General features: G+C 67.4%; 15 protein-coding genes and 1 pseudogene. 5 read left to right on the forward strand and 11 right to left on the reverse strand.

Annotated features, from left to right (window positions below):
* Positions 1–63 precede the first annotated feature (63 nt).
* The 5 genes from ACYVAQ_RS16515 to ACYVAQ_RS16535 form a co-directional block, all read right to left on the reverse strand.
* Entirely contained in the window at positions 64–489 is a 426-nt protein-coding gene (locus tag ACYVAQ_RS16515) for a DUF6542 domain-containing protein (protein WP_460791505.1), read from the reverse strand.
* Between the two features lie 151 nt (positions 490–640).
* Positions 641–1,417 carry an exodeoxyribonuclease III gene (locus ACYVAQ_RS16520; protein ID WP_460791506.1) on the reverse strand — a complete coding sequence of 259 codons (777 nt, stop codon included), beginning with the start codon at positions 1,415–1,417 and terminating at the stop codon, positions 641–643.
* 17 nt (positions 1,418–1,434) lie between these two features.
* Positions 1,435–1,671, reverse strand: coding sequence for a hypothetical protein (locus tag ACYVAQ_RS16525; RefSeq protein ID WP_460791507.1), 237 nt, complete (start codon positions 1,669–1,671; stop codon positions 1,435–1,437).
* Positions 1,672–1,755: 84 nt separating this feature from the next.
* A complete protein-coding gene (locus ACYVAQ_RS16530) occupies positions 1,756–2,022 on the reverse strand; it encodes a hypothetical protein (protein ID WP_460791508.1) in 267 nt (88 codons plus the stop codon).
* 54 nt (positions 2,023–2,076) lie between these two features.
* Positions 2,077–2,721, reverse strand: a complete 645-nt coding sequence (locus ACYVAQ_RS16535; protein WP_460791509.1) for a TetR/AcrR family transcriptional regulator — start codon at positions 2,719–2,721, stop codon at positions 2,077–2,079.
* Positions 2,722–2,814: 93 nt separating this feature from the next.
* Between ACYVAQ_RS16535 and ACYVAQ_RS16540 the strand changes: the two genes are divergently transcribed.
* The 5 genes from ACYVAQ_RS16540 (at position 2,815) to ACYVAQ_RS16560 (ending at position 9,358) form a co-directional block, all read left to right on the forward strand.
* The gene (locus ACYVAQ_RS16540; RefSeq protein WP_460791510.1) at positions 2,815–3,921 is read left to right on the forward strand and encodes an oxygenase MpaB family protein; all 1,107 of its coding nucleotides are present in this window, start codon (positions 2,815–2,817) and stop codon (positions 3,919–3,921) included.
* 55 nt (positions 3,922–3,976) lie between these two features.
* Positions 3,977–4,213, forward strand: a complete 237-nt coding sequence (locus ACYVAQ_RS16545; protein ID WP_460791511.1) for a hypothetical protein — start codon at positions 3,977–3,979, stop codon at positions 4,211–4,213.
* A 44-nt stretch (positions 4,214–4,257) separates the two neighbouring features.
* Positions 4,258–5,331 (forward strand): redox-regulated ATPase YchF, encoded by a 1,074-nt coding sequence (ychF, locus tag ACYVAQ_RS16550; protein WP_460791512.1) that lies wholly within the window; start codon positions 4,258–4,260, stop codon positions 5,329–5,331.
* 342 nt (positions 5,332–5,673) lie between these two features.
* Complete coding sequence (locus ACYVAQ_RS16555; RefSeq protein ID WP_460791513.1) at positions 5,674–7,812, forward strand: ATP-binding protein; 2,139 nt, start codon at positions 5,674–5,676, stop codon at positions 7,810–7,812.
* A gap of 706 nt (positions 7,813–8,518) precedes the next feature.
* On the forward strand, positions 8,519–9,358 hold the full coding sequence (locus ACYVAQ_RS16560; RefSeq protein WP_460791514.1) for a hypothetical protein: 840 nt from the start codon (positions 8,519–8,521) through the stop codon (positions 9,356–9,358).
* 57 nt (positions 9,359–9,415) lie between these two features.
* On the opposite strand, the gene ACYVAQ_RS16565 is transcribed toward ACYVAQ_RS16560, so the two are convergent.
* The 6 genes and pseudogenes from ACYVAQ_RS16565 to ACYVAQ_RS16590 all read right to left on the reverse strand — a co-directional run.
* Positions 9,416–10,294, reverse strand: coding sequence for a tyrosine-type recombinase/integrase (locus tag ACYVAQ_RS16565; RefSeq protein ID WP_460791515.1), 879 nt, complete (start codon positions 10,292–10,294; stop codon positions 9,416–9,418).
* A gap of 238 nt (positions 10,295–10,532) precedes the next feature.
* Positions 10,533–10,757 (reverse strand): annotated as a pseudogene (locus ACYVAQ_RS16570) (transposase); the annotation flags it as partial.
* A 46-nt stretch (positions 10,758–10,803) separates the two neighbouring features.
* Entirely contained in the window at positions 10,804–12,333 is a 1,530-nt protein-coding gene (locus tag ACYVAQ_RS16575; protein WP_460791521.1) for a tyrosine-type recombinase/integrase, read from the reverse strand.
* Positions 12,333–12,767 carry a hypothetical protein gene (locus ACYVAQ_RS16580; RefSeq protein ID WP_460791516.1) on the reverse strand — a complete coding sequence of 145 codons (435 nt, stop codon included), beginning with the start codon at positions 12,765–12,767 and terminating at the stop codon, positions 12,333–12,335. The genes ACYVAQ_RS16575 and ACYVAQ_RS16580 overlap by 1 nt, the downstream gene beginning before the upstream one ends.
* Positions 12,768–12,775: 8 nt before the next feature.
* Complete coding sequence (locus ACYVAQ_RS16585) at positions 12,776–13,831, reverse strand: tyrosine-type recombinase/integrase (RefSeq protein WP_460791517.1); 1,056 nt, start codon at positions 13,829–13,831, stop codon at positions 12,776–12,778.
* Between the two features lie 54 nt (positions 13,832–13,885).
* Positions 13,886–14,127: transposase (locus ACYVAQ_RS16590; RefSeq protein ID WP_460791518.1), on the reverse strand; the 242-nt coding region annotated here is incomplete at its 5' end.

The raw sequence follows: 14,127 nt of genomic DNA on the forward strand, positions 1-14,127 counted from the left end.
ACGGGCACGCGCGTCAAGGGGTCAGCCCCGGACGGCCGGCTGACGGCAGGTCGCGAGGTGCGTTCAGATCGCGCCGAGGCGGGTGAGCACCCGCCGGCGTACCGCCAGGATGGCGAGGCAGGCCAGGTAGCCCGCGACGAGCGCCAGGCTGTGGTGGGAGAGGCCGGTGACCGTGGCCTGGACCGTGCCGTCGGATGCCTGGGCGACGGATCCGGGCTGGCAGAAGCCCAGCAGGGCGACGACGCCGGCCATCGCGAGAGGCGGCAGCACCCCGACGGTGAAGAAGTCGGTGGGGCGGACCGACAGGGCGGCGTACAGGCAGAGCGCGACGAAGACGACGTCGAAGAGGCCGCCCAGGTGGTCGGCCATGCCGACCTCGACCGCTGTCACCGTCAGCAGCAGGGCAGCGGTCAGCGCCGCGACCTCCCGCCCAGGTTCGCGTCCTTCTTCCCACAGCGTGCGGGGCCGTGGCTGTGCCACTTGGCTCACGCTCTCCACGGTAGGCCCGGACGGCCGGAGTCCGGGGTCGGCACGCCGATGGGCGGCCCTGGCGCGGACGAATCGTGACGGGTGGGACTCGGCGGCAGGTGCGGGGTCGCGTGCTGCCTCAGCAGTCCCGGTTGGTCCGCTCCTGGGACGGTCAGTCGGCGAGGTCGACCACGACGGGGGCGTGGTCGGAGGGGGAGCCGGTGCCGATCGCGGGGTTGCGCTCGTCGCGGTCGACGAAGGCGCCGGTGACGCGGGTGGCGAGGGCGGGGGAGCCGAGGACGAAGTCGATCTTCAGGCCGCGGTCGCGCTCGAAGCGCTGGCGGTAGTAGTCCCAGTAGGTGTAGCCGGGCGCGTAGGAGCGGGTGACCTCGGTCCAGCCGCCGTCGAGGAAGGCCTGGAACGAGGCGCGCTCGGCCGGGGTCACGTGGGTCGAACTGGCGAACTGGGCGACGTCGAAGACGTCGTCGTCGGTGGGGCAGATGTTCCAGTCGCCCACCAGGGCGGCGGGCGCGTCGAGCCAGCCCGCGGCGGCCTCGCGGAGCCGCTGCAGCCAGTCGAGCTTGTAGACGTAGTGCGGGTCGTCGGGCTTGCGGCCGTTGGGGACGTACAGGCTCCAGATGCGTACGCCGCCGCAGGTCGCGCCGAGGGCCCGCGCTTCCGCCTTCTCGTTGAACGCGGGCATCCCCGGGAACCCGGCCGTCACGTCCTCGATGCCGACGCGGCTGATCAGCGCGACACCGTTCCACTGGTCGTAGCCGACCGCGGCGATGTCGTACCCACGCGCCTGCAGGCCCATCAGCGGCAGCTGCTCCTCGCGGGCCTTCGTCTCCTGCACGGCGAGCACGTCGATGTCGTGCCGCTCGAGGAAGGCCTCGACCCGGTCGATGCGCGAACGGAGGGAGTTGACGTTCCAGGTGGCGATCCGCACCCGGCGAGGCTAGCGGGTCAGTCGTCCTGGCCCGACCCGTGCCACCGGGTGTGGATGGGGCCCTTGGCCACCGACAGCACGAGGAACGCCAGCAGCGCCACAGCCCCCACCGGCACCGACGCGGGCCAGGGCAGCAGCACGCCGGCCAGCACGGTCAGGAGGACGAGGACCGCGACCGACACCCACCCCTGCCACGTGATCGGCACGCCGCCGTACGACGTCCGCCTGCGTCCGAACCAGTGCCGCCTGTTCATGCGGCCGAACCTAGGAAGCGGGCGACCGCCACCGGTCACCGACGAGGACACCGTCGGTAACGATGTCCTCACTCGCCAACAGGGTCAGTCGTCGTGACCGAAGCTGCGCAGCCAGTGCGGCATGGGACTGCGCGCGATGGCGACCGCGAACGTGCACATCAGCAGGAACCCGAAGAGCGCCACCCACCCCAACGCCTCCAGCGTCGAGCCGGCGTCGAAGACCAGGAGACCACCCGTCACCACGATGACCGCCTGGATCGCGATCAGGACGAACGCCTGCCAGGTCACCGGCACGAGCAGCTGACCCAGGTTGCGGCGGTTGAACCAGTAGTGAACCGAATGAGTCGTCATTGACACCCTCTGTTCCGGGGGTTCCGGGGTTGGTGCGGCCGAAGTTACGCCAGGTCAGGCCTCGGGGGAAGCACCGTCGACGAGGAATCGGGCGGCGAGCATGCCCTCGAAGGTGCCGATCAGCCGCTCGGGCGGGAACGCCTCGGGATCGGCGAGGACGAGCCGTGCGAACTCCTCGGCCGCGGCCATCACCATGAAGGCCAGGACCTCGGCGTCGAGGAACGGCCCGCCCCGCCGCTCGAGGCCGACCTCGACCGCGTCCGCGATGTAGCCGCGGATCAGGTCCTTGGTGCTCTCGATCCGCTCGCGCACCACGTCGGGGGCGTTGCGGGTCAGGCCGAGGACCGGTCGCCACACCTCCGGCTCCTTCTGCACCACGTCGAGGAAGGCGCGCAGCATCTGCACCAGCCACACGTCGATGTGGTCGGGCGTGCCCTGGGGGAGCAGGTGGATGACCGAGGCGAGGGCGCGACGCTGGGTGCGGTCGAGCAGGGCGTTGAGGAGCGGTTCGAGGCCGTCGTACGCCGTGTAGACGACCGGCCGGGTCACCTCGGCCTCGCGGGCGATGGCCTCGACGGTGAGCTTGTCGTAGCCGTCGCGGGCGAGGAGGCGGAGCGCGGCGTCGAGCAGGTGCTCGCGGCGTACCTCGACGGGTTGGCGAGGTGCGTAGCGGCGCTTCCCGGGCGTGGCCTCCGTCACGTTACCGACAATATACAGCGCCGTAAAATTGTGCGAACCTACGGATCTGTAGCAATTGCGACACCGTGTCGCGGTCGCAGTGAGGAGGCCCCGATGTTCGGGATCATGACCCGCAACCAGATGCTGGCGAAGTACGAGCCGATGGCCGACTACGGCTTCCTCGGCCCGGACTCGGTCTCGTGGAAGGTGTGGTCGCACCCCACGTCGTACGTGCTCGGCTTCGCGCGTGCGGTCACCATCGAGCACTTCGATCCCAACCTGGCCGCGGCCGTCATCCAGTCCGGTGGCGTGAAGTACCGCCCCTCGACGCGCTACGGCCGCACCCTGCGCTACTTCGCGATGCAGCTCTTCGGTGGTGCCGAGCAGACCGCGAAGGCCGCCGACGTGCTGGTCAAGGTCCACTCCAAGGCGGTCGGCAACGACCCCGTCACGGGTGGCACGTACGACGCCAACGACCCGTCCTCGCAGCTGTGGATCCACGTGACCGCGTGGCACTCGATCCTCAAGTGCTACGAGATGTTCGGCCCCGGCAAGCTCACCGAGGCCGAGGAGAACCAGTTCTGGGCCGAGATGGGCGAGATCGCGAAGCTGCAGACGATCAACCCGGACGACGTGCCGACGAACCGCGCCGAGGTGCACCGCTACTTCGAGGAGTGGCGCCCGCGGCTGGCCGCGTCCGAGGGCGCGCAAGACATGATCCACTTCATCATGCCGCTGATGGTCGCGCTGCCGCCGACGATGCCGACCTGGCAGAAGACGCTGCTGCGACCGGCGGTCTGGACGATGAGCAAGGGCGTCATCTCGACGTACCCGAAGCACATGCGGGACATGGCGAACCTGCCGCAGGGCCGCCTCCTCGATCTCTATGCGCGGGTCGCCAACAAGCTGCTGCACACGGCGCTCGCGCGGTCGATGAACGCCCGGCTCGCACTGTTCCAGGTGCTCGCCCCCGCCGCCGTCGACATCGCCGCGCCGGCGATCCTGGGCATCGAGCCGTTGAGCGACCGGGTCTGGGGCGTGCGCGAGGCGCAGGACCACTTCGGCTTCGCCTACCCGGCCGAGGCGCACCACGACCTCCGCGCGAAGCAGCGGGACCGGGTCTTCAACCAGGGCGTCAAGCCGTCCGACGAGGGGCTCGAGGAGTCGCAGCAGCACATCGGTTCGATGGACGTGCTGCACCCCGAGGTCCTCGGCGCCTGAGGCTCCGGACGCCTGTTCCGGGCATGCGGCCGGGGCCTTGGGGTACCTCGGCCGCATGGTCCCCGGAATCGTGCTGCTGATCCTCGGTGCGGTGTTCGCCTTCGCGATCCGCTCCGACGGCACCTGGATCGACACCCGCGCGCTGGGCGCGATCCTGATGCTCGGCGGGCTCGCCTTCATCGCCCGCTCGCTGGTGGGGAGGCGCGAGGTCGTCGTCGAGGAGGAACAGACCGACAGCGGTGCCGGGCCGGAGGTGACCGAGCGCCGCGTGGTCATCGAGAGGCGCGACTGAGGCGAATCGTGCGGGGGCCGATCCCGCACCTAGGATGGCCACCCGTGGCACTCACCATCGGCATCGTCGGTCTCCCGAACGCGGGCAAGTCGACGCTCTTCAACGCACTGACCAAGAACAACGTGCTCGCGGCGAACTACCCGTTCGCGACGATCGAGCCGAACGTCGGTGTCGTCGGCGTGCCCGACCCGCGCCTCGACCGGCTCGCGGAGATCTTCGGCTCGGAGCGGATCCTGCCGGCCACCGTCGAGTTCGTCGACATCGCGGGCATCGTCCGCGGCGCGTCGCAGGGTGAGGGCCTGGGCAACAAGTTCCTCGCGCACATCCGCGAGTCGGCGGCGATCTGCCAGGTCACGCGGGTCTTCCGCGACGAGGACGTCACCCACGTCGACGGCGAGGTCAACCCCGCGAACGACATCTCCACGATCCAGACCGAGCTGATCCTCGCCGACCTCGAGACGGTCGATAAGTCCGTCGTACGGCTGGAGAAGGAGGCGCGGAAGTCGAAGGACCTCGCCGCCAACCTCGCCGCCGCGGTGGAGGCCAAGGCCGCCCTCGAGGCCGGTACGCCGATCATCGCGACCTCCATCGACCGCGCCCTGCTGCGCGAGCTCTCCCTGCTCACCGCGAAGCCGTTCATCTACGTCTTCAACTGCGACGCCGACGAGCTCCAGGACGAGGACCTCAAGGCGAAGATGCGCGAGATCGTCGCGCCCGCCGAGGCGATCTTCCTCGACGCGAAGTTCGAGTCCGAGCTGATCGAGCTCGACGACGAGGAGGCCGCCGAGTTCCTCGCCGAGGCCGGCGTTACCGAGCCCGGTCTCGAGGTGCTGGCCCGGGTCGGCTTCGACACCCTCGGCCTGCAGACCTACCTCACCGCCGGCCCCAAGGAGTCGCGCGCCTGGACGATCCGCAAGGGCGACACCGCCCCGCAGGCCGCCGGCGTGATCCACACCGACTTCGAGAAGGGCTTCATCAAGGCCGAGATCGTCACCTTCTCCGACCTCGACGCCGCCGGATCCATGGCCAAGGCCAAGGAGGCGGGCAAGGTCCGGATGGAGGGCAAGGACTACGTCATGGCCGACGGGGACGTGGTGGAGTTCCGCTTCAACGTGTGAGTTGACGCGTTTATGCAGGTCAGAGGGCATATAATCCCTGTCGGTCCGCTCAGAGTCCGCAGGAATGCGGCGGGATGGGCTGAATCTGGTCGTTCGGAAGTCACGATCGCTGGACGCTGACACCCGCCGCTGACCCCGCCCGTGACTCCTTGGCGGATAGAGGCAGGTGCCGAACGCGCCCACCGCCGAACGGCCCGCCGCGCGCCTGTTGGCTGTTCGGTCCTTCTTGCTCGTGGTGGCTTGTTGCCGGCTGGCCTACGCCTAGAGTCGATCTTCGCTCCTGGAGCGAGAGCGGTACCGAAACGCGCGAGCCTGTCCCAGGCGCATGTGAGGATGGGACGTGTGACCGAGATCCACGTGACTGCGGGGAAGACGATCCTTCAGGCGTACCTTAAGACGCCGCCCGCAGGCTTGTGCGAACTGGTGTGGAACGCTTTCGATGCGGACGCAAAGAGCGTCAGCATCGAGGTCGAGAGGAATGACCTGGGCGGAGTCGAGCAGGTCATCGTCACTGACGACGGGGACGGCATGAACCGCGAGCGGGCCGAGCTTTCCTTCGCGACCGTTGGAGACAGCTGGAAACTTATGCCCGGGACCATGACCACCGCTGGCCGCCCCGTTCATGGGCGCTATGGTCGCGGGCGGTACGCCGCGTTCTCGATCGGCAACGCGGTGAGCTGGTACTCCACTGCGGAGGCGGTCGAGGGCGCCGAGCTCAGAACCATCAAGGTGCAAGGAAACAAGGCGACGCTCGACCGTTTCAGAGTCGTCGACGCCCCGCTCGAGGGCGAAGAATCTGGGACACGGGTCGTAATAGGAATGGTGTCGCCCGATGCTGCGGCGGCATTCGAAGAGGCGAGCGGGCTTAGGCAGCGTTTGCTGACGGAGTTCGCGCTGCACCTCGACAGACATCGCGACTTCTCGATCGAGTTCCTCGGTGCCGAGATCGAGCCGCAAGCGGTTATCGCGGCCAAGACGCCCATCGACCTGGACATGCCGGAAGGCGTTCCGGGCAAAGCCAAGCTGACGATCATCGAGTGGGACATCTCAAACGTCGAGCGACGTCTCTACCTATGCGATTCGACGGGGTCGATCGTTGCCGAAATGCCCCCCGGCATCCAGGCCCCGAGGGCCGAGTTCACCGCCTACCTTCAGTGGGACGGCTTCACCCGCGACCAGGACCTCATCCTCGACGGTGACAATGCGACGCCCCAGGGTCAGGTCGTCACGGCTGCTCAGGCCGCTCTCCGCTCTCACCTCGCCGCTTCCCAGAGGCGTCGAGAGGCCGAGACGGTGACGCGCTGGAAGAAGGAAGGCGTGTACCCGTATCACGGGGAGCCGAAGACCCAGGTCGAGAAGGCCACGCGCGACACGTTTAACGTCGTGGCGATGGCGGCGTCGAGAGCCGTCGACGAGGCGAAGGACGCGAACACCAAGGCCTTGGCGCTTAGCCTCCTCCGGGAGACCTTTGAGAACGATCCGGAGCGCCTCCTCCCCATTCTTAGGAAGTTCTCCAAGCTTCCCTCGGCTCGTATCGAGGAATTGGCGGAGATTCTCGAGCGCACGACCTTGACCCATCTGATCTCGCTTGGGCATGAGGTTGGCAGTCGCATTGACTTCCTGCACGGGCTCAACGCACTCCTCTTTGACAGGCTCAGCCGGAAGAAGTTGCTCGAGCGGCGACAGCTTCACCGGATCCTGGCGCAACAGACGTGGATCTTCGGCGAAGAGTGGTCGCTCACCGGCGACGACGAGCGCCTGACGGTCGTCCTCGCTAAGTATCTCGAGAAACTCGGCGTCGATGTCGAACTCGCGGGCGACAAGCCGGTCCTCCGCGGCGACGGTTCCGATGCGATCCCTGACCTTGTTCTGGGGCGTCGGCTCGAAACCCGCCAGAACCACTTTGCCCATCTCGTCGTCGAGCTTAAGCGTCCGAATCATCGTCTCACCGACGAGGATCTGACCCAGATCCGCAGCTACGCGAGCGCGATCACAAACGACGAGCGCTTCTCCCAGCCGAACTCATCCTGGGAGTTCTGGCTCGTCGGCAACACGACCCGGGAGGACATCGACGAGGCGCGCGACCAGGAAAACCTGCCCTTCGGAGTTGCGTACAACGGCAAGAAGTACAAGGTCATCGTCAAGAAGTGGGCAGAGGTGATCGGCGACGCCGAACACCGTTTGAAGTTCGTCCAGGACTCTCTCCAGTATCAGAGTGGCCGCGACCTGGGGCTGGCGCACATGCGCGACAAGTACGCGGAGTATCTGCCGAACGAAGTAATCGACGAGGTCGCGCGGGCGTCGGATGACGCGGCGGTTGGGGACACGGAACCCGATGCCGTGCCGGACCCGGCGGAGCCGGCAATGGACTCATCCCCGTCTTCGGATGTGAGCGAACCTGCCGAAGCAAGGGTCGCCGCGGAGGGGGACGACGATGCTGAGGCTGGGGAGCCCGAAGGCGAAGACGTAGAGGAAGCATGAGTAAGTAGGCGCGGCGGCGTTCGTGGTGTCGCACATGTGAGGGATCTCCTCGGCATCACCGCGTTCGACTCGGCGCACCAGAGGCCTAAGTCCGGGACGAAGACGATCAGGGCCGCGCCGTCTCGCTGTGCGGTCGCAGGCTCTGCGCGCCGACTGCACACAAGGCAACGTCGACAGTTTCCTCGACTAGCGTTGTTCGACGATCCGGGCGGATTCGAAGATGTCGAGCACACCGCTCTCAAATCTGCGTCATCGCGCGTGCGTTGTGCCACCGAACTACGGCGACACGCGTCCTCCTACGCGGGACCGGTGACGCGAATTCAGGGTTCAGATACTTCGATCGCACCTCGGCCGCGCGCGGCGTGCACTTGCGGTTGAGGATCCTCGCTTGGCGAGTTGCCTCCTGCAGGGAGCTGCGCATGACGGTCAGGGGTGGATGTGCGTGCTCGGTTCCCCCAGCCGCTGGGACGTAATGCGCCGATCACTATGGCAAGAGCGTGTGACGCCTCGTCCGCGGTGCAGGAAGTGAGTCGTGCAATCGCAATGATCCCGACTGTCGCGCCGATGACGATGAGTGCGAGGCACGCACCGAACACAGCCAGCGTCATCGCTGCCTGCTCGATGGATGCCGAACTGATCATGCCGTTGAAACTACGGCGAGCCCTAGACTATCGTCTAGGGAGCGGCCCAAGATCAGGACAGAATGATGCGAAGCTACTACTCCCTCGGCGGACACGGGCGCTTAAGGGTTCGTGAGACGTATGTCTGCGACTCGTTAGCGCCGTGGCTCTCGTCGCGCGCGAGCGGCATCGCCAAGGTTGACTTGGCACTACGTGGCCTGGCCTCAGTCGAAGCTGAAGGGCGAATCGACCCGAACATCGGGTGGGGCGAGATCCATGATCTGATCCGCCCGCGTGACTACTACGGCGACGACCGGAAGCTCAAGCGCAACTGGCTGGGTGAGAAGCTCGAGCGACTCGAGGTCGAAAAGCTATTGGCTCGCACGAAGTCGCCCGGTGGCCGAACTCGGCTGCACGTCCTTCGAGATGATGCATCGCAACTGCCCCTCGATGACCCTGGGGAGGTCGGCGATGGATACGTGTCTGTCTTGGGCGACATCTTCCACTTCGAGCGCATCGCCGCATGGGGCGCCCCGGAGCTGTCCGCCTACTTCGCCTGCATGATCGCGGAGCGCTTCTCACGGAACTCGGCCGCAACGGCGTTTCTCAATGAGGGACGTCCTCAGGGTGGAGGCATCTGGTTTCGCGAGCTGAAGTGGTTCGCCGACCCCGCTGGCCTGCGACCGCCGAGCCATGTGCGAGTGCCCTTCGCTGAGCGCACGTTACGTCGGGGATTCGTCAGTCTGCGTGGCGAGAATCTGGTCGCGACTGTCCGCATCCATCGAGACCCCCGGACGGGCATCAGGTTCAAGCAGGCGCAGGGCCGACTGCTCTACCAGAACGGCTTCTCAGACTTAAGGTCAAACCGCGGGGTGCAATCCCGAAACCTTGCGATGTGGGCGAAGGCGAAGGGTCTTCTTGGCTGATTACCGCCGGCATGAAGCGAGCCGGCTTCTTCCCGGGGCGCCGTAACGCGCCAAGGCCTACTCTGCCGGATCCGTCCGAAGCTTGGCCACGGCAGTGATTGGCTCGTCAAGTGAAGCGGCCACGATCAATTCGGCTGCCTTCCTGGTGCGGTCCTCGGTGGTGGGCCAAAGGTGGGCGTAGGTGTTGAGTGTGGTGGTCGCCTTCGCGTGACCGAGGGAGCGCTGAACAGTCACCACGTCGCATCCCGCGGCGATGAGGCCGGAGGCGTAGAAGTGTCGAAGGTCGTGGAGCTTGATGCCGGTCAGGCCAGCATCGCGCAGCGTCTTGCGCCACCAGTAGCCGACGGTGTTCTGATGCGGCGGGCTGTCGCCCTCGCCGGCGAAGAGCCACTGATCCTTGCCCGTGCTGCCATGAGCGGCGACGTGCTCGGCGAGCAGATTCACGAGGCTGTCGGCGAGGTAGATGACGCGCTCTGACCCGTACTTCGGCGGGCGTACGTCGATGGCTCCGCCGTTGACGCGCTGGACCTGGCGGGAGATCTTCAGCGACCGGCGGAGGAAGTCGACGTCCCCGAGTTGGATCCCGGCCGCCTCGCCTAGGCGCAGGCCTGCGAACGCACAGAGGGCGATGAATGGACGGAATCGGTCGTCGGCCACGGTGATGAGCTGTCCGACCTCCTCAGGCGTGGGGATCGACATCGCGACGTCGGCGCGTCGGCCCCGGGGGAGGCAAACGCCATCGGTGGGGTCGGACGCGATGACCCGGTCCTTCACGGCTGCTCGGAATATCGACCGGACGTTGACGTATCGCGTCTTGATCGTTCCAGGGGCGAGGCCGGCGGCGTTCATCTGCTTGATCCAGGTCTCGACGTCAGACCGGCGGACCTGCTTCATCGGCTTCGCCGCGAACGGGACCGATCTGGCCGCCAGTGACATCGCCAGAACGGTGCCGGGTGCCCACACCTGGCGTGCGGACCACTCGCCGAAGAAGGCGGAGAACGTGATCCGCCCGGCTCGGGGATCGGCGTACGTTCCGGTGACGACGGCCGACGTGACATGGTCGAGCCATTGCTGGGCGTCAATCTTGCGGTCGAAGTGGCGCGAGTGCTCCCGACCGCCAGGTCAAGTCCGCTGGGGTGGTGTACGAGGTTGATCCCTCGGTTGGGCGTGTCGGTCAGGCCGTGAGGGCCTGGAGTTCGGGCTCGGTCACCTCCTCAACGACGGCGGCGTCGACGGCCTGGGCTCGGGCGAGGACGTCGAGTCCGAGGTAGCGGCGGCCTTCGGCCCACTCGTCGTGCTGCTCGGCCAGCACGGCACCCACGAGCCGGATGATGCTGGCTCGATCGGGGAAGATCCCGACCACGTCGGTCCGCCGACGGATCTCGCGGTTGAGCCGCTCGTTTATCCGGCCCTCGCGTCCGGGGCAAGGTGCTTCGTGGTGGACCTCATCGGCGCCGAACGGTGTTGAGGTGGCGTTCGAGGGCTTCGGCGACGTGCTGGTGTCGTTGCTCCTCGCCGCTCCAGCCACGGCCGGCGGCGTCTGCCTGCAGCGCTCGGATGTCCTCGAGTTGGTCGGTGAGTGCGGGTTCGAACTCGGTGGCCGGGGTGTAGTTGTCGCAGGTCTCGCAGATGTTGGCGTACGGACACGCGCCCTGGGATTCGTGGCGGGAGCAGTAGCCGTGCGCGACGCGGGTCTTGAGCATCTCGCTGGCCAGCCAGGCCACCTTGTCGGGAACGATCGGTCGTCCGACTGGGGTCAGGGTCAGCTGACGCCGCATCTTGCCCATCGCCTCGTCGTAGGCGCTGCGCAGGGTTGGTGATGCGAGGGTGGCGTAGCGCAGCGTCATCTCTGGGGTGACGTGGCCAAGCAGCGCCATCAACGCCTGTAGCGACATGCCGGCGTTGACGAGCGTGGTCGCGTACGTGTGTCGCAGTTGGTGGGGCGTGATCGTCATCGGCTGGCCGGCGCGATCGTGGAGTCCGGCAGTCTGGATCGCGGTGAGCAGCCCGTTGCGGAGCCGGGTCGCTCCTAATCTTCGACCGTGCTCGGTGAACAGGAAGTCGGTGGGCTTGCCGGTGCGCGGATGAGGGATCGGACGGTGGCTGCCTCGCCGTAGGGCCCACTGGTCGAGCGCTGCCAGGGTGGGCTCGTCCAGCGGAACGGTGCGTTCGGTGGCGAGCTTGCCCAGCGGGACTCGCAGCCACGTCCCGGCTGGTCCGTAGTCCACGACGGCGCCGAGTTCCAGGTCGAGGAGTTCGCCGATGCGTAGCCCGGTGCCGCGCAGGACCTGCAGCCCGGCCTGTGCGAACGGGTCGGACAGTTCGCTGACCGCGGCCATCAGGCGGGCGTCGACGTCGGGGGCCAGGGCGCGGGGAAGGGGCCGGTCGAGCTTTGGGATGTCGGCGGCAAACACCAGTCGCCGGGTGGGTGCCTCGGACCACCCCCAGGCGGCGATGTCCTCGAGCAGGTTCCGCAGGCTGAGTACGGCCGACTGCGCGACGGCCGCCGACACCTGTTGTGGTCGCGTCTTTCGCCCGCGCCATGGGCGGGTCCGGTTCCAGGACAAGAACGCCTCGACGTGGTCGCGTCGAAGATCCCGCATGCTGGTGACGCCGGGGTGGTGTGCGGTGAGGAACTCCGCGAACGGCAGCAGATAGTTGACCAACGACTCGATTGAGCGCGGCCGCAGCACGCTGGCCCGAGTCTGGACGTAGCGCAGCAGCACGACCCGGATCGGCTCAGCCATCGTCACCTCGTCGAAGCGCTGCTCCAGGGTCCGTGACCACGGCCGCCGACGAGGCGGCTCATCATGGACGCCGATCTCGAACAACAGTTGTCGCAGGCTCGCCAGCCGGGCGCGGTAGGCACGCAGCGAGGACCGCGACAGGTGCATCGTGAAGTCCAGTTGCTGGTCGAACTCGGCGACGACGTCGGCGTTGAGGTCCGTGACGGTGCCGCCGTGCCAGGCCAGCATCACGGCGAGACACTCGCCGAGGACGGTGTCGACCCCGGTGTCCAGCCCAGTCGCAGGCCAGCAGTCCTGGCGTTGGCGAAGTCCTCACCATGGTGGCGTTCGACGATGCCGCCGAGTCCGGTGAGGTTCTTCGCTCCGGCCAACTCCAGATCCAGTCGAAGCCGGCCGGACCCGATGAGGAACACCAGCAGCGGCCATGAACGGGTGCGCCGCAGCTCGGCCACCCGATCCACAGTTGGCTGCGCCATCCATTCGGTCAGATCTGGGTGATCGGCCAGGAACGCCACGGCGCATCGGCGTCGCTCCCGCAGCGCCCGGTCACTACAGCCCAGCCGCTGACAATGCGCGAGGTACGCGCTCATCCAGTCGTGCTCGTCAATCCGGTCGCTGGCGGTGGCCGACCAGGTGGCCCTGTCCGTCGGCGCGACGATCATCGGGCGGTTCATCGGGCACCGGCCAGTGCGGCGCGGGCGGCGGCGTACTCGGCTGCCAGATGTTCGACCGACAGGTGCACATACCGGCCGGTCGTTTCCGGGCTGGCGTGGCCCATCAACTCCCGCAGTGCGAGCAGGTCGATCCCCGCGGCGGCGAGCTCGGTGCCGTAGGTGTGTCGCAGGCGATGTGGTCGTACCCGGATCGCACCCGAGGCTTCCCGGTGCCGGCGGAACAAGGACCGCAGTCCTGCCTCACTCACCGGTGCCCCGGTGGTGGGGCCGCGCAGCACCACGAAACACTCTGGCGTGGCCAGCCCGGGCGGGCGTTCGTGGCGCAGATAGGCGCCGACCTCGGCAAAAAACGCGCCATCGACCGGGACCACTCGTTCCCGGCCACCCTTGCCCAGCACCCGCAGCCGACGCCGCCCCGGGTCGACATCGCGCAGCAGTAGCCCACGAACCTCGGCCGAGCGGAGTCCGCCCAACACCATGGCCAGCACCATCGCCCGGTCCCGATGCGTACGCAGCCCAGACAGGAACATCTGCACGTCGTCCAGGTCTAGCGACTCGGGCAGTCGACGCTGCTCACGGACCAGCCGCCCACCGCTGCGGGTACGCCCCGGTCCCAGATGCCCCAGCAGTCCCCGCGACGTCGGGCGTAGCCCCTGCCCGCGACGTGGCGCCGGGACAGGGTTCGACTCCCGGGCACCGGTCATCACCAAGAACTCGAACAACGCGCGCACCGCCGCGACCCTGCGGTTGATCGTGGCCGGCGCCGCGCTGCGAGGCTTCAGCCGCACGACCTTCCCACCAGACGGCGGCGCCGCGACGCCTTGCCAGTCCACCCACCTGAAGACATCCATCGGCGCGACCACGAGCAGCGCGATCCGCTGGTTTTGAAGGAACCGCCCGAGGTTGACGACGTCGTAGGCATAGGCCCGCACCGTGGCCGGCGAGAAGGCCCGCGAACGCAGATGCGCCAAGAACTCGTTGCCAGCACCGACGCCATCCCAGTCGCCGACCAGATGATGTTGAGCCTCACGGACCTGGACCGACACCGCCATCGTGGATTCCTCCTCACCGTCAGGATCACTCCTCGATCCGCCGGCCGTGGGACCTCACGCAGCGAGCAGCATCGTGTCGCTCGAGGGCCGGTTAACGGATATGGGGTTGTTCGACCAGATCTGGCGCCAGATCTCCTTCGGGAAAGCGGCGAAGGCGAGGATGTCCGCGCGGGCTTCCTCGAGGTGCTCGGCCACCTTGGGGAGCTTCTCGGCCAGGGCGTCGACAACCCTGTCGAACTGAGCGTGCACGGCCTCGGCGTCGGGTTGGTCGTAGATCGAGTGCAGCAGCGCTTTGA

The sequence above is a fragment of the Nocardioides maradonensis genome (genome assembly GCF_054777115.1).

Bases quoted from the DNA above. Each gene is read 5' to 3' on its own strand.
- ACYVAQ_RS16580 (WP_460791516.1), bottom strand. From the start codon at position 12,767: ATGATCGTCGCGCCGACGGACAGGGCCACCTGGTCGGCCACCGCCAGC.
- ACYVAQ_RS16585 (WP_460791517.1), bottom strand. From the start codon at position 13,831: ATGGCGGTGTCGGTCCAGGTCCGTGAGGCTCAACATCATCTGGTCGGC.
- ACYVAQ_RS16575 (WP_460791521.1), bottom strand. From the start codon at position 12,333: ATGCTGGCCTGGCACGGCGGCACCGTCACGGACCTCAACGCCGACGTC.
- ACYVAQ_RS16540 (WP_460791510.1), top strand. From the start codon at position 2,815: ATGTTCGGGATCATGACCCGCAACCAGATGCTGGCGAAGTACGAGCCG.
- ACYVAQ_RS16545 (WP_460791511.1), top strand. From the start codon at position 3,977: ATGGTCCCCGGAATCGTGCTGCTGATCCTCGGTGCGGTGTTCGCCTTC.
- ACYVAQ_RS16525 (WP_460791507.1), bottom strand. From the start codon at position 1,671: ATGAACAGGCGGCACTGGTTCGGACGCAGGCGGACGTCGTACGGCGGC.
- ACYVAQ_RS16565 (WP_460791515.1), bottom strand. From the start codon at position 10,294: ATGTCACTGGCGGCCAGATCGGTCCCGTTCGCGGCGAAGCCGATGAAG.
- ACYVAQ_RS16530 (WP_460791508.1), bottom strand. From the start codon at position 2,022: ATGACGACTCATTCGGTTCACTACTGGTTCAACCGCCGCAACCTGGGT.
- ACYVAQ_RS16560 (WP_460791514.1), top strand. From the start codon at position 8,519: ATGCGAAGCTACTACTCCCTCGGCGGACACGGGCGCTTAAGGGTTCGT.